General features: G+C 43.3%; 9 protein-coding genes and 1 pseudogene. 6 read left to right on the forward strand and 4 right to left on the reverse strand.

What is annotated here, in order from left to right; genetic code table 11:
• Positions 1–215 precede the first annotated feature (215 nt).
• Positions 216–1,295 (forward strand): class II fructose-bisphosphate aldolase, encoded by a 1,080-nt coding sequence (fba, locus tag FNW02_RS18845; protein ID WP_191759038.1) that lies wholly within the window; start codon positions 216–218, stop codon positions 1,293–1,295.
• A gap of 243 nt (positions 1,296–1,538) precedes the next feature.
• On the opposite strand, the gene FNW02_RS18850 is transcribed toward fba, so the two are convergent.
• A complete protein-coding gene (locus FNW02_RS18850) occupies positions 1,539–2,351 on the reverse strand; it encodes a carbon-nitrogen hydrolase family protein (RefSeq protein ID WP_191759039.1) in 813 nt (270 codons plus the stop codon).
• 351 nt (positions 2,352–2,702) lie between these two features.
• Between FNW02_RS18850 and FNW02_RS18855 the strand changes: the two genes are divergently transcribed.
• Complete coding sequence (locus tag FNW02_RS18855; RefSeq protein WP_162399294.1) at positions 2,703–3,296, forward strand: MarC family protein; 594 nt, start codon at positions 2,703–2,705, stop codon at positions 3,294–3,296.
• Between the two features lie 661 nt (positions 3,297–3,957).
• Here the strand turns inward: FNW02_RS18855 and FNW02_RS39610 are convergent.
• The gene (locus tag FNW02_RS39610; protein ID WP_191759040.1) at positions 3,958–6,906 is read right to left on the reverse strand and encodes a pentapeptide repeat-containing protein; all 2,949 of its coding nucleotides are present in this window, start codon (positions 6,904–6,906) and stop codon (positions 3,958–3,960) included.
• 358 nt (positions 6,907–7,264) lie between these two features.
• Positions 7,265–9,025, reverse strand: coding sequence for a pentapeptide repeat-containing protein (locus FNW02_RS18865; RefSeq protein ID WP_191759041.1), 1,761 nt, complete (start codon positions 9,023–9,025; stop codon positions 7,265–7,267).
• Between the two features lie 556 nt (positions 9,026–9,581).
• On the opposite strand from FNW02_RS18865, the gene FNW02_RS18870 reads away from it, so the two are divergent.
• From FNW02_RS18870 to FNW02_RS18885, 4 genes and pseudogenes are all read left to right on the forward strand, one after another.
• Positions 9,582–12,584, forward strand: a complete 3,003-nt coding sequence (locus tag FNW02_RS18870; RefSeq protein WP_191759042.1) for a zinc-dependent metalloprotease — start codon at positions 9,582–9,584, stop codon at positions 12,582–12,584.
• 124 nt (positions 12,585–12,708) lie between these two features.
• Positions 12,709–13,128: pseudogene (locus FNW02_RS18875) on the forward strand (XisH family protein).
• On the forward strand, positions 13,116–13,451 hold the full coding sequence (locus FNW02_RS18880) for a XisI protein (RefSeq protein ID WP_191759043.1): 336 nt from the start codon (positions 13,116–13,118) through the stop codon (positions 13,449–13,451). The pseudogene FNW02_RS18875 and the gene FNW02_RS18880 overlap by 13 nt, the downstream one beginning before the upstream one ends.
• A gap of 521 nt (positions 13,452–13,972) precedes the next feature.
• Positions 13,973–14,614 carry a glutathione S-transferase family protein gene (locus FNW02_RS18885; RefSeq protein ID WP_191759044.1) on the forward strand — a complete coding sequence of 214 codons (642 nt, stop codon included), beginning with the start codon at positions 13,973–13,975 and terminating at the stop codon, positions 14,612–14,614.
• Between the two features lie 157 nt (positions 14,615–14,771).
• On the opposite strand, the gene FNW02_RS18890 is transcribed toward FNW02_RS18885, so the two are convergent.
• Positions 14,772–15,503: a DUF1995 family protein gene (locus FNW02_RS18890; RefSeq protein WP_191759045.1), complete on the reverse strand. Its 732-nt coding sequence runs from the start codon at positions 15,501–15,503 to the stop codon at positions 14,772–14,774.
• Between the last annotated feature and the right edge of the window lie 23 nt (positions 15,504–15,526).

Here is a 15,526-nt window from a genome sequence, read left to right on the forward strand (position 1 = left end):
AAAGCTACCAAAGCCTCTAAATGTCGAGTAGCTTACCCTACAGTAGAATAGGTCAAGTGTAAGGCATGTTTATGAATGATGGCATAAACTTTTTCAACATAGACACACGACAGTAGTTATAATTTCCTATAAGTTGAAAAAACTCTTAAGATTTAGCGTAAATATTACGCTTCTCTCACACAGACTAGCTGATAACCACATTAGGAGGACTATCTATGGCGCTTGTACCATTGCGGCTGCTGTTGGATCACGCGGCTGAAAACGGTTATGGCATCCCAGCTTTCAATGTTAACAATTTGGAGCAGATTCAGGCGATCCTGAAAGCTGCTGTAGAAACAGATAGCCCCGTAATTTTGCAAGCTTCTCGTGGCGCTCGTAATTATGCAGGAGAAAATTTCTTGCGCCACCTGATTTTGGCAGCGGTAGAAACCTATCCTCAGATTCCCATTGTCATGCACCAAGATCATGGGAATGCGCCTGCTACCTGCTACTCAGCAATTAAGAACAACTTCACCAGCGTGATGATGGATGGTTCTTTAGAAGCTGATGCTAAGACCCCTGCTAGCTTCGAGTACAACGTTAATGTCACTCGCGAAGTGGTGAATGTAGCTCATGCTCTGGGCGTCAGCGTTGAAGGTGAACTCGGCTGCTTGGGTTCTTTAGAAACTGGTGCTGGTGAAGCTGAAGATGGTCACGGGTTTGAGGGTACACTCGACCACTCTCAACTACTGACTGACCCAGATCAAGCAGTTGACTTCGTAGAACAAACCCAAGTAGATGCTTTGGCAGTTGCCATTGGTACTAGCCACGGTGCTTACAAGTTTACCCGCAAGCCGACTGGGGAAATTTTGGCAATCAGCCGGATTGAAGAAATTCACCGCCGTTTACCTAACACCCACTTGGTAATGCATGGTTCTTCTTCTGTGCCAGAAGATTTACTGGCGCTAATTAACCAATATGGTGGCGCAATTCCAGAAACCTACGGTGTACCTGTAGAAGAAATTCAAAAAGGCATCAAGAGCGGTGTACGTAAAGTAAATATTGACACCGATAACCGTTTGGCTATTACCGCTGCGGTACGTGAAGCTTTAGCAAAAAATCCCAAGGAATTTGACCCCCGTCACTTCCTCAAGCCTTCTATTACATACATGCAGAAGGTTTGTGCTGATCGCTATAAGCAATTTGGCACAGCTGGCAATGCTAGCAAGATTAAGCAGATTTCTCTGGAAGATTTTGCAGCTAAGTACGCAAAAGGCGAACTCAATGTTGTCACCAAGAAAACTGCTAACGTTTAATTTTGCCAGTGAATAAATAGGGGCACGGTACTGCTATGCTCCTAAAAGACTAAGAATTCTAAATATTTGGATAAATAAACCGGGTAGCTTTTAATCTACTCGGTTTTTTGTTTTGTTCATGAGGTTGGAACTGGGGATTGAGGCATTGAGCATTATTATTCTTTTCCCGTTTCCCAGTCCCCAGTCCCCAGTCCCCAGTCCCCAGTCCCCAGTCCCCAGTCCCCAGTCCCCAGTCCCCAGTCCCTAAAATACTCGGTGTTGCAGCGAGGGCATTTGACGGCGGACTTGTTCGAGCCTGGTAGGTTTGATTTCAGCGATCGCAATTCCCGGTTGTTCGCCAGCATCGGCTAAAATTACACCCCAAGGGTCGATAATCATGGCGTGTCCGTGGGTTTGGCGACGGGCGTAGTTAGTGCCGGTTTGGGCAGCAGCAATAATATAGCAGGTATTCTCAATGGCTCTTGCTTGTAGTAGTACTTGCCAGTGGTCTTTGCCTGTAAAGGCGGTGAAGGCGGCGGGAATAAATACGACATCGGCTCCTTTATCTGCTAGATGACGATATAGTTCGGGGAAGCGGACATCGTAGCAAACAGAGAGTCCTAAATTACCGAGTGTTTCTGAGAAATATACGGGAGGTAGTTGCTTACCAGCTAGGACAGTACTGGATTCTCTATAGGTATTGCCGTCGGGGACGTTGACATCAAATAGATGCACTTTGTAGTAACGGGCAAGTTCTTGACCATTGGGGTCAATGAGGATGGTGGTGTTGTAAACTTTGCCTGTATTGTCTACAGGAATGGGAAAACTGCCGCCCAGAATCGTAATTTGAAAGCGCTGAGCCATTTTTTTGAGAAACTTTTCCGTTTCACGGGCAATCACTTCGGCTTGGCCGAGTTTGTCTTTTTCTTCTCCCATAAAAGAAAAGTTTTCTGGTAAACTTACCAATTCAGCACCTTGACGTACGGCAAGATCTATTAATTCTTCTGCCTGTGCCAAATTTTTTTGGAGATCGGGCACACTGGTCAATTGAATAGCGGCGGCTAAATAAGACTTCATAGATTCAATAAGGAGCAGTCGAGTTAAGCAAGATAGATTCTCAAAATATATCGCTAGTTCAACCCCAGTGGGATTAATTAGAAATATCTAAACGTTGCTTTTCTTTAACAGTTATCAGTTATCAGTTAGCAGTTATCAGTTTTTTAGTAGCAAGTGAGAGTCTGCGACGAATCTAAGTGAGCGGTGTAGATGGGGGCTAAATTCCTGCCGGAAATCTTAGTAACTGTTGACTGTTCACTGATTTCAGGGTTAGCTATCCTTATTAGTCTATTTTAATATTCCTATGGATTCTGGAAAACGAAACCAGATTCAGATTAGGTTGTTATCAAACCCTGATAAAAGCTGTCTGTTGTGGATACTTCTGTTCTGATTCAAACGTTTATCGCGGTGTTTGTCCTGGCGGATGCTGTGGGCAATATACCAATTGTTTTAATTTTGACTAAAGGCAAGACGCCAGAGGAAAGAAATAAAGTCATAGATAAAGCGATTATCGTAGCGATCGCAGTTCTATTACTTTTTGCCTTTACTGGTCAAATAATTTTGAATTATTTGGAAATCAGCATGGGGTCTTTACGAGTAGCTGGGGGACTTTTGTTGCTGTTAATTGCTTTACAAATGCTCCGTGGAGAATTAGACACGCCCATTATTGAGGAAGGACGGGATGTCGCAATTACTCCACTAGCTTTACCGCTACTAGCTGGGCCAGGTACGCTCACGACAGTGATGTTATTAATGTCAAAAACTCAAAGTCCGCATATTAGCGTATTGGTAGGCATTGTGGGGGCTATGCTCGTCACATGGTTGATTTTACGCTTCTGCAACTACATCGACAAGTGGATTGGTGCAGAAGGTGAAGTGATTATTACCCAGCTTTTGGGTTTTATATTAGCGGCGCTGGCGGTGGAAATTGGTAGTGTGGGAATTCGGGAATTGTTTTTGCGGTAGGAGGGGCTGGGGAATTCGGGGCCCCCTTTGGGGATAAAGGGCAATGGGGACTAGAGCATCAATTCAGTAATCGCAAAAACCCAATTTCTTTTCGGTAAAACGACCAATTTTCGTTAACTGTAAAGACGTTGCAATGCAACGTCTTTACGAAATAATCGGTTTTTTTCGCCCCCATCTTGAATACTGATACTATTTAACTTTAAAAATAATACAAATACGTTGGTAGGGGCACGGCAATGCCATGCCCCTACGAGAAATCTATATGTATCAAGATTTTCGTGAATTGGTATGAATTGGTGTTCTAGGGAATGGGGAATGGGGAACACGTGGCGCTCTCTGGGGATAAGGGGCAATGGGGATTGGGTAAAAACGGAAAAATTATGGAATTGGTTCTAAACCACTAGTTTTAACAACCGCCTCAGAATTCATTCTGAGGCTTATAGCTAAAGTCTTTTAAAAAAGACTGAGTAAAGGTTGTATGTAGTCCGCTTGAGTAGACTTGCGCTATTAACTAGAGAATTTGTTCTATGGTTGAATATTGGGCAGGTGCAAGATATAGCTTAATGAGTATTTGATATTCGTAAACAAATATTGAAACCTCGCCTTTAAAAAAATTACCAATTATATTTACAAATTATTCTCTTTCATGCTCCTTATTTATTCAACTCAGCCCCAACTGTTGCTTTAAGGCTTCTGGCACATTCTTTGCTGTATCCAACCCTTGCACATTCTCCCAGTTTGTATTTTCATCCCAGTGAATATCTCCAAAAACTTCATCACTGAGGTGTGCGCCGCTGAGGTGTGCGCCGCTGAGGTCTGCGCCGCTAAGGTTAGTACCACTGAGGTATGCGCCCCTGAGGTCTGCGCGGCTGAGGTCTGCGCACTTGAGGTATGCGCCGCAGAGGACTGCGCCCCTGAGGTATGCGCCCCTGAGGTCTGCGCGGCTGAGGTCTGCGCGCTTGAGGTCTGCGCCCCTGAGGTCTGCGCGGCCGAGGTCTGCGCCGCTGAGGTCTGCGCGGGTGAGGTCTGCGTCGCTGAGGTCTGCGCGGCTGAGGTCTGCGTCGCTGAGGTCTGCGCGGGTGAGGTATGCGCGGGTGAGGTCTGCGCGGCTGAGGACTGCGCGGCTGAGGTCTGCGCCGCTAAGGTTAGTACCACTGAGGTCTGCGCCCCTAAGGAATTGCCCAACTACATTATTAAAAGTCCCAAACTGAAAACAATCACTGTAATTGATAATGCGAAGCAGTTGGGTTGAGGAGATGGAATTTTCTTCTGATTTACCAGATGGATAGAAGATAATTTGTTTTTTGAGATCATCTCGCTGTTGAGCATAGCGGTGCAACTCTAAGAGCAAAATCATCACATTCAACCCAGCATAAATATCTACCTGACGCTGACCCTGTTTAATTCCTTGCTCTTGCAGTAACCGCATCTTTTTCTGGGGAAAGTTTTCTGGCGGGGTGTCCATAAATTCCCCATCGCACCAACGAAGATAGAAACTTTCTAGCCGCTGAAATAACTCAACTGGTGGAAATTCAGCACTGGTAACTAGCAAGCCCATGAGATATTCGACAATTTCTGGTGTTAATCCGCCATATCCGAATAAATCATAAATGTCCCAGTGTAGTTGCTGCTCATCAACATTGAAAGTTTTACCCCGTCTACCTGGTTCCGTCCATTCCTCCAAGCTTTGTTTGAGTCGTTCAGCACAGAGAAATTCACGAAAACTCTTGTGGAAAAACTCAACACCACCATCATCATTAGACTTGAGGTAAAAAGCACTTAATGCCGTTTTTAGTGATTCTTCTCTCAGTTCTTTCTCAGCTTTGGCTATGAGTTCTTTCGCTTCATCATCTTGCTGTAAGCGTGCTTTCACCATCTGCATCGAAGCACTTTCTCCCCCTGACTGCACTACGCACACCGCTGCTTCTGCTAATATTCGCTGTAATGCTTCTGGGTTTTGTCGAGTAAGTTCGTAATTTAAATCTGGGTGACGAGAGTCGGAACGCTGTTTGGTGAGTACCCAATCTAATGCTTGTTCGTAAACTAAAATTTTTGCTGCTGTCCCAGTGGCTTGCTCAAATTTGCTAATGTCTAACTTGTCGTCTCGGTGCATTGCTGTCAACATATACAGCAATAGTGGCTCTTTAGCTAACTCCTTAACTTGGTATGGACAGGATTGAGCATTTTGCAAAAACTCTTGAAATGCTGTTGTTTTATCAGTGGGAAATTGCTGACGCCAATTATTAAACCATTGGTTTTGCAATTCGGTATCCATTTCGGCAATTTCCACCCTTTCCAGATTCGCTGGTAGACGGTCAATGCCATGCAAAGCCATTGCTCGTCCTGTGATTATTACTCGATGTTTTTGAGCATAGTCTTCTTGAAATGTCCCTACTTGTCTAATAAATCTTTCTACACTTGGGTTATTGCTGCGCTCAATTCGTAACTCATCAAAGCCATCTAAAATAAACAAGAACCGTATATGAGGATCAATCAGCCAGTCATCTCTTAAGGCAAAATGGCACTTTGACTTCAACCTAGAGCGTAAAGTTTCTTCTAAACTCGGCTGAAATACCTCAATATCCCGCAGGCGAATTAAGATAGGTGTCCACCTGCGATATAAATCCAGGCGCACCAAATCAGCAAACATCCGACAAAAAATACTTTTACCTCTTCCTGGGCCTCCTTGAATAAATATCACTTTTCTTTGTATATTAAGATCTTTGTCAAAAAGAGTGTTTTTAACCCAATTCTCCAAATCTATTAATTTTGATGAATCATTAATATTTCCATTAGGATCTATTTTCCTCGCTTGGGGCTTTACATAAATATCTTTATATGTAAAAGATTCACTAAATACATTTTCTTTAGGTTTGGATTCGATTTCTTGTTCTAGATAATCTTGAATACTTCCATATTTTTTTATTACTTCTATCCCCCCATTGCTATACAAGTCAGCTAGAGGTTGGACAGAATTACGAGCCGCTGCTAAGGCTTGCAAAAAGTAGATTTCGGTATTCCGAGCGACTGATGCTGTAAAATCCTCGGCTTCTGGTTGAGTCAGTCCTGCTTGTTGTAATCTTGCCGATAATACTTTATTAAAGTGTTTAACTAACTGTGACTCAGGAAAAGATGCGATGGCTCTTTTTGCCGCATCAGCATCTAATTCAAAATCGTCTAGTTCTTTGAGTGCCTTTTTGAGTGCTTGATCACTATGCTGTTGACTATTCCAACTAGCCAATAATTGCTGGTGGTCAGCGATGATTTCTGTAAAACTTTCTAGATATGCTGCTTGGCTAATGAGCACTACACAATCTTCTAAGGTTGGTTCAGTGTGAGTCTTTTCGCGGTAAAACTTGAGAAGTGCGATCGCAATTGATACAAAAGGCAACCCTGCACCCACAACTTGCGCTACAGGTGAACACAACACATCTAACAGCGAGTCTGACTGTTCTACCAGAGGTTTCAAAAGTTCTAGTTTTGTACCTTGTTCTTGCAAGGTTGTTCCCAATTCCAAGACTGCTTTGCTAGACTCAGCTGTTGTTTCCAGCATCTCTGATGAAAAGGGGGCGACCAAACGCTTCCAAAATTGCGATAAGGGCTTGTTCATTCGCCTAGACTCGTTTAATTACTGGTAATTTAGAGCATAACGCCAAATTTACGCGTCTACAGTCGTTTTCAATTGAATAGACCACACACGTAGAGACGTTACATGTAACGTCTCTACAGGATTTCGGGTTTTATTTATTTACTGACATACCCGTTAGTTGATGTTCGGAATGCGTTAGTTGATGTTCGGCACGCGTTAGTTGATGTTCGGAATGCGTTAGTTAATGTCCGGCATGCGTTAGTTAATGTCCGGCACGCGTTAGTTGATGTTCGGCATGCGTTAGTTGATGTCCGGCATGCGTTAGTTAATGTTTTGAATACTACATCCAGTCTTTGCACATACTCCCAAGCTTCCCTTCCTAATTTAGTCCGAGTTGTTCTTTTAAAGCTTCTGGCACATTAACTGCTGTCTCTAATCCTCGTACTCCTTCCCACTGCTGCTTTTCACCCCAAGTCATTTCTTCTAAATTGGCATCGCTGAGGTCAGCACCACTAAGAATGGCGTAGCTAAGGTTACTGTGGCTGAGATCCGCACCATTGAGGATAGCACCGCTGAGGTTACTGCCACAGAGGTTGGTATTATTGAGGTTGGCATAGCTGAGGTCTGTGCCGAAAAGTACAGCATCGGAGAGGTCAGCACCGCTAAGGTCGGCATCGTTGAGAGTTACCCCGCTGAGATCGGCATCGTTGAGAGATACTCTGCTGAGGTCTGTGCCGCTTAGGTCAGCGCCTAGGAACATTGCACCGTTGAGTCTGGCGTCGTTGAGCTTTGCGCCGTTGAGTTTGGCGTAACTAAGGTCTGCTGCGACCAGGATGGCGTCGCTGAGGTTGGTACTAAAAAGAATTGTGTCACTGAGGTTAGTGCCGTTGAGGATAGCGTGGCACAATTCAGCACCGCTGAGGTCGGCGCGGCAAAGATCGGCATGACTAAAGTTAACGCTGATGAGGTTGGCGTCGCTGAGATTAGCACCGAAAAGGATAGCGTTGCTGAGGTCGGCGCGACTGAGTTCGCTATTTTTGAGGTTAGCGCTGCTGAGGTCAGCGTGGCTGAGGTTAGCATTGCTGAGGTTGGTGCTGTTGAGGTCAGCATGGGTGAGATTGGCACGACTAAGGTTAGCACCGATCAGATTAGCGCCGCTGAGGTTGGTACTACCAAGATCAGTACGGCTGAGGTTAGCACCCCTGAGATTAGCGCCGCTGAGATTAGCATCACCGAGGTTAGCACCGCTGAGGTTAGCACTGCTGAAGTTGACGCCAGTAAGGTTGGCATCACCGAGATAAACACCGCTAAGGTCAGCACCGCTGAAGTTGACGCCAGTGAGATTCGCATCACCTAGATAAGCACCTCTAAAGTTGCCACCTCTGAGAAATTCCCCAACAATAGTACTAAAATTGCCAATTTCCAGAGCATCACTATAGTTAATAATCTGAAGCAATTGGCATGTGAAAAAATTTTCTGTATCTGGTTGAGCAGATGGATAAAAAGTAATTTGTTGCTTGAGTTCATCTTGCTCTTGTGCGTAGCGATGTAACTCTAAGAGTAAAATCAGTACGTTAAGCCCTGTATATATATCTACTTGTCTGAGTCCGATGGTAATATTTTGTGCTGCCAGCTTTAACATTTTTTGCTGAGGCAGGTTAGATTCCGGTGTAGCGTCAATAAATTCTCCCTGACACCAGCGACGATAAAAATCTTCTAGCCGCTGAAAAAGCATTTCTGGGCGAATTTTTTGACTAGCTACAAGGAATTCCATTAATTGCTCGACTATTTCTGGTTTCAGCGCACCGTTGCCTAGTAAATCGTAAATCTCTTCATACAATTGGCGATCGCCTAGATTTCCTCCAGGCGACTTCTCGTAAAGCAGTGTGTCTGGCTTCAATGTCAAGCTGCTGCCTGATATTGTCCATTCTTCCAAGCTTTTTTGCAGTCTTTGAAACCATAAATAATCCTGTAAATGATCTGGAGCAAATTTAACACTTTTGTCTAATTCTTTAATTATTTTTCCGGGAGGCACAGCCGCTTCAGCTTCCAGAGATGTTGTCTTTGGCATCTGTTTTAACCTTGTACCCCTCACATAATTTCTCAACAGCTTCCAGACCTGAGATAAATATGTTGACATTGTTGTGCCTGTTAATACTACAAAATTACTGCTGTGATAAACTGTATGTAAAGATATTTCCTTGGTAGTAAGCTTTTCAATCAAAAAATATATTCGTAAAATAAATACTAAGTAACTAAGTAATAGTGCGTTAGCGATCGCGTTACTCGAAGGAGTTGCCAGTTAAGGGTAGCGTGTCAGATGGCATCTCGCTAAACCTTGAGGAACCTGGCGCTTTTGCTCACAATGGAGCTAAAGTGTCAGATCTAAAACTCTTTTATTTCTGAGAGAGCTCTAACATTTTGCTTAAGTTGTTCTACTTCTGTTCCAGCATCTTCACTAGTCTGAGGCAAAAATAATACGTACTGTTTGCTACAGACGTAGTTATTAGGAAGAATACTACAGTAAAACAGTTCAACAAAGCTAAAAATTAGAGATGAAACCTAAACTGAAATGTTAGTTGCTTGATAACAGATAGCTAGAAGAATTTTTAGATTGACTCAATTAGTAGAGGTAAGACTGGGTAGCTTTGCATAAATTAAAAATTAACTGGTCATAGTTGTCAGGGATGAATTAGATGAACAGATTAACCTTTTGTATAATTTTGTTAAATGGTTTGTTTTTAGGAATAGCAACTACTAACGCTAAGTCACTGCCTGTTACTGGAGTTGATCAAAAGGTGGGTATAGCAACTCAGGACTTGTATATAGATGAGCGTCGCTCCACTACTACAGGAATTAAAAACAGTCGGCAGGAAAATTCTTCGACTCTGCTTTCAGCTTCATCTCCAAACGCCAAGATCTCTGAGAAAGTAAGGCTGCCATCAAACCAAGTTTGGGTAGTTAATCAGAACAAAGATGCACAGCGTCAACCTTTTATTTGGGTAGTTAAAGATCTTAAAAAAACAGGACAGCAGCCATTTTTGCAAGTACAAAAAACTCCAGAGAAGCCGAATGAAAAGCCTAATTCTAGTACTAAACCCCCAAAAAAGGATGACTTAGAACCATTTGATGAAGTAGTCAAGGACACTAAAAAATCAGGGGGATTATTCACCCTTTATCGGAATCAAGAAAAGAATAAAATCTATCTAGAAATTAAACCAGAGCAACTAAATAAAAATTACTTAGCTACGGCAACTTTGGAATCAGGCATTGGGGAAAGAGGCATTTATAGTGGTATGCCTTTGCAAGATTTTTTGTTTTATTTCCAGCGAGTAGGTAAAAATCTACACTTTGTTGTTCGTAATGTCAATTTTCGGACTCGTGATGGAGATCCCCAGGCGCGATCGCTTGCCCGGTCTTTCAGCGACTCTGTTCTTTATACCATCACTATTAAAAGTATTCATCCAGAACGTAAAACTATTCTGATTGATTTAGGAGATTTACTACTAACAGACTTAGCGGGATTATCTGTAAGTTTGGGATTACCCGGAAGCACAGACAAATCTTATTTTGGCACTGCTAAAGTCTTCCCGCAAAACTTAGAAATTGAGTCAGTTTTAAATTTCTCCAGTAGCGGTAAAAGCAGCGAAAATGAAATGCGGAATTTTACGGCGCTCCCTGACAACCGTGGCTTCACCCTCCGCGTCCACTATAGTCTGTCTCAACTACCAGACCAAAATTACCGACCACGTTTGGCTGACGAACGTGTAGGCTATTTCATCACCGCTTATCAAGACTTATCCAAAGACGATCGCGGCGATCCCTTTGTCCGCTACATCAATCGCTGGGATTTAGAAAAACAAGACCCCAAAGCAGCAATTTCTCCACCCAAAAAACCGATTGTCTTCTGGATTGATAATGCCACGCCCTTCGAGTATCGCGATGCCATTAAAGAAGGCGTATTAATGTGGAACAAGGCCTTTTTAAAAGCAGGATTTAAGGATGCAATTGAAGTACGGCAAATGCCAGATGATGCCACATGGGATCCAGCAGATATTCGCTACAACACGATTCGCTGGATTAATACGGTAGATGGATATTTTGCGCTGGGGCCATCCCGCGTTAACCCGCTGACTGGGGAAATTTTGGATGCAGATATTTTGGTAGATGCTAGCTTTGTACGGGCACTCAAGAATGATTATCGCAAAATCGTCCAACCCAGCCAAACAGAACGTACTTCTTTATCAGCATTGATGCAAAATCGCCTACTTTGCGCCAACGGTTTAAATGCCAACAACGATGATCCTACGCAGATGCAGGGAAAACAAGAGTTTTTGAATCGTTTATCTAAACTCGCAGGCGAATACGATCTGTGTTATGGCATGGAAGCTGCTAACCAGTTTGCCTTTGGTTCACTGGCGATGTCACTGCTGCAAGATACTGTACCTAATCAAGATCAACTCAAAGAATATACCAATCAATATTTACGTTTAATCATTGCTCACGAAGTTGGACATACTCTTGGTTTGCGTCACAACTTCCGTGGTAGTACCCTGCTACCAGCAGAAGAGATGAATAATACGGAAATCACCCGCACCAAAGGTTTGACAGCATCGGTGATGGATTATGTTCCCCCAAACATCGCCCCTCAAGGCACAAAGCAGGGAGATTATTTCCCTACTATGGTGGGCCCGTATGATGAATGGGCAATTAAATACGGCTATACACAAATTCAGGCAGCATCTCCCATAGCGGAAAAGCCGATTTTAGAGGAAATTGCTCAGCAATCCTATAAACCGGAGTTAAGTTATTCCACAGATGAGGATGTGTATGGCCTCGACCCCACTGCCGATGCTTGGGACAACAGCAGCGATGTGTTACTTTATTCACAGTGGCAGTTGAATAATTCTCGTGTAATGTGGGAGCGTCTCAATAAGCGTTACCCAATGGATGGAGAGAGTTACAGCGATTTGAGTGAACGTTTTAGTACAGTCTTAGGTAACTATTTTCAGCAAGTATATTATACAAGTAAGTATATTGGTGGACAGTCTTTCTACAGAGTTAAAGCAAGCGAAACGCTAGCCGATCGCGATCGCCGCTTACCATTTGCACCAGTGCCAGTTGCACAACAACGGCAAGCATTAGAAACGCTACAAAAGTACGTATTCGCAGAGGATGCCCTTAGCTTCTCACCAGAACTGTTGAATAAATTAGCACCTTCACGTTGGCGACATTGGGGTAGTAATCCGCTGGTTGGCCGTTTGGATTATCCAATTCATGACTCGGTTTTGTTCATGCAAAGTGCGGTATTGCGGGATTTACTTTCACGCGATCGCCTCTCGCGCCTCAAAGACATCGAACTCAAAACCCAGGCAGGAGAAGCACTGACTCTACCAGAATTATTTGATACTTTACAAACAGGTGTCTGGACGGAAGTATTAAAACCAGCAAGCAAACCGTTAAAGATTGCCAGTTTGCGGCGAGGCTTACAGCGGGAGTATTTAAACATTTTGACTGCTATGGTGTTGCGGAAAGAATATGTACCTGAAGATGCTCGTACTCTAGCTTGGTATAAACTCAGACAATTAAACGACGAACTTAAGCAGGTGAATTCCAACGATGAATACACCAAAGCGCACATCCTAGAAACACGCGATCGGATCGAAAAAGTCTTAAATGCCCCGTTGCAAGGGAATTAGTAGAAGAAATGGGGAGTGGAAGAATAATTTTGAATCGTTATTTCCCCTCTCCTTATCCTCCTTTTCCACCAGCACTTTGGCAAAATATATTTAGAATGCTTATGCAGGCTGGGAAAACAGTCTTATGTCAGCTAAAGATAAATTTCACAATGTTGTGAAATCGGCATTATAAAAGGACGGGTGGCGAATTACTCATGATCCCTTACTAATTCGCATAGAAGGCATTACTGATATGTACATTGACTTGGGAGCAGAGAGAATGATTGCCGCAGAAAGAGAGGGACAAACAATAGCAATTGAAGTTAAAAGTTTCATCGGCACTTCAACTATTTCCGAGTTTCATACTGCCGTTGGGCAGTTTATTAATTATCGCTATGCTTTAGAAGAAATAGGTTCTGAGTGAGTTTTGTATTTAGCAGTACCATTAAACACTTATAACGATTTTTTAATTAAACCGTTTATTCAAACTATTATCCAGCGTAATCAAATCAATCTCATAGTTTATGACGTAGAAACGGAGGAAATTATCCGATGGCAGATTTAAAGAAATATCGAGAGTGTATTCGGCAATTAATTACAGAATATGCTGAGCGTGTCGCATCTAATAATGAAATTGAAGCCCAAACAATTTTTGATGTAGAAAAAGATCATTATCAACTGATATATATTGGTTGGCAAAATAAACGTAGGGTTTTTGGCCCTGTAATGCATTTTGATATCAAAGACGGTAAGATTTGGATTCAATGGAATGGTACAGAAGAGGATGTAGGTGAGCAACTAGTAGCGATGGGAGTACCAAAACAGGATATCGTAGTTGGGTTTCATCCACCCTATGTGCGACAGTATACAGATTATGCTGTGGGTTAAAAAAAGTTTGAGGCCAGTCTAGAATTGCTGGATCATCTACTTCTCGTAAACCAACATCCTGAACGCGAAGTAAGTCAAGATTTGGTTGACGCAGAAATAACTAATTTCTGCTGGAGTAACAACAATCGTAACTGAACTCAAATGCGATCGCATCAAAGGTTATGGGTCGCGCAAATTGTCTTAATGGTTTTTTACGCGCCCTATATGCGGCAATATACAGATTATGCTGTGGGTTAAAGACCGAAGAACGTTTATCTATAAAAATAGGACTTACGCATTGACAGGAAAGCTCAAACATGGATGATTTGAAAAACCACATCTGTCGTAGGGGCAATACCCTGCGGGAAGCCGCTTTGCGTCTACATGAATTGCCCCTACAGTAATGGTCTATTTACCATCAAAGAATGATTGTTATTTACGTTGATACACAACATAATTCTTTTGTGCAGTGTGTAAGTCCTAAAAAAGTTAAAGACTAGTTGAGTTCGGATAACAATGAGCCGCCAGAGGAGAAAATTTTTATGATCGTTGTGCATCATCTTAACAACTCGCGATCGCAGCGCGTGCTATGGCTGCTTGAGGAATTGGGTATCGAATACGAGATCAAGTACTACGAACGCGATGCGAAGACGATGCTAGCACCGGAGTCGCTGCGCCAAGTTCATCCGCTCGGCAAGTCACCGGTGATCACAGATGCAGATCTTACGGTGGCGGAGTCGGGCGCGATTATTGAATACATAATAGATCGCTACGGTAATGGTCGGCTAGTCCCGCCATCGGGTACACCAGAGCGTCTGCGTTACACGTATTGGCTGCATTACGCCGAAGGTTCTGCAATGCCACTGCTGGTGATGAACCTCATTTTCAACCGTTTTGGAATAGCGGATAGCAGCGCGATGGATGCATTCATCGCGCCCCAGATTAAGCTTCACTTTGACTACATAGAAAGCGAACTTGGTAAGAGTACGTGGTTTGTAGGCGAAGAATTCACCGCCGCCGATATCCAAATGAGCTTTCCTCTCGAAATGATCGCCACGCTTCCCGAACAGATTGAGAGCCGACCAAAAATCAAGGAATTTTTAGAGCGCATTCATGCACGCCCTGCTTACAAACGCGCCCTCGAACGTGGAGGTAAATACGACTTCGCTAACAGTATTCAATAATTCTTGTACCCTGATTTTAGATTTCAGATTCAATAGCCTATAACCTCGCTCCGAGACGTTGCATTGCAACGTCTCTACACGTATGAAATCTGTGCTTCTGCCGGCATCAAATGAGGTAGCAGATGACAAAATCTCTCCCTGCTACCTCTGCTTTCTTCTAACTACTCAATGCCTTAAAAAACCTTTGCAAACTCTTGAACACATTGGGTTTTTTCGCAGGTACAGCGTCGGTTGTTTGTGATTGTCCCTTCGTAAGGATGATATCTAACTCATCACCTGATGGTTTTTTGGGTAATTCGGCAATTCTTTGATATTCGCCGTTGGTTTCCAGCCAAACTTCCCACTGTCCTGGATAGCAGCGATATACGGCAGTTTCATCGTCTACCGGGCGGAGGTAATAGGCGGATTCAATAGTACTAATAAAACGATCGCGGATTTTTCTGGCTGCATAACCAATACCCACAACTCCAGAATCTTCTAGGCGAGGATTTAACATGACTAAAGGCCGTGAGCCGATGACTTCACACAACTTTTCTAGCTGTGGTACTTCCACGGAAGTAGGGGCAATAAATAAAAAGATTTCATCCTCTGGCTGAATTTTTGCCTCTAAGGAGGCAGCCCTACCTGTACCAATATCCTCAATTTTAAATGGTGCATCTGCCCAATCACGGCGGGCTAGAGCAGCACCACCAGCATCGGCAAAGAAAATTTTCAAGCGGGAATCATAAGCTGTAAAAACTGGCAGAAATTGCTCTGCTACTGTCATGGGTTTGAGTTCTGGGAATAGGAACTCAACTTGTAGGCGAGTCTGCCCATCTGCCAAGGCTGCTTGGGTAGCTACACGAGATTGGGCGATCGCATCTTCAAGACTGTTGGGAAGTTCACTCATATTCTGTATCATACTGAAGTGTC

It is taken from the genome of Komarekiella delphini-convector SJRDD-AB1, from assembly GCF_014831675.1.
Classification (GTDB): Bacteria; Cyanobacteriota; Cyanobacteriia; order Cyanobacteriales; family Nostocaceae; genus Komarekiella.

What these genes read in the sequence shown, in the direction of transcription:
- fba (WP_191759038.1), top strand. Translation starts at nt 216, where the DNA reads ATGGCGCTTGTACCATTGCGGCTGCTGTTGGATCACGCGGCTGAAAAC.
- FNW02_RS18850 (WP_191759039.1), bottom strand. Translation starts at nt 2,351, where the DNA reads ATGAAGTCTTATTTAGCCGCCGCTATTCAATTGACCAGTGTGCCCGAT.
- FNW02_RS39610 (WP_191759040.1), bottom strand. Translation starts at nt 6,906, where the DNA reads ATGAACAAGCCCTTATCGCAATTTTGGAAGCGTTTGGTCGCCCCCTTT.
- FNW02_RS18865 (WP_191759041.1), bottom strand. Translation starts at nt 9,025, where the DNA reads ATGTCAACATATTTATCTCAGGTCTGGAAGCTGTTGAGAAATTATGTG.
- FNW02_RS18870 (WP_191759042.1), top strand. Translation starts at nt 9,582, where the DNA reads ATGAACAGATTAACCTTTTGTATAATTTTGTTAAATGGTTTGTTTTTA.
- FNW02_RS18880 (WP_191759043.1), top strand. Translation starts at nt 13,116, where the DNA reads ATGGCAGATTTAAAGAAATATCGAGAGTGTATTCGGCAATTAATTACA.
- FNW02_RS18885 (WP_191759044.1), top strand. Translation starts at nt 13,973, where the DNA reads ATGATCGTTGTGCATCATCTTAACAACTCGCGATCGCAGCGCGTGCTA.
- FNW02_RS18890 (WP_191759045.1), bottom strand. Translation starts at nt 15,503, where the DNA reads ATGAGTGAACTTCCCAACAGTCTTGAAGATGCGATCGCCCAATCTCGT.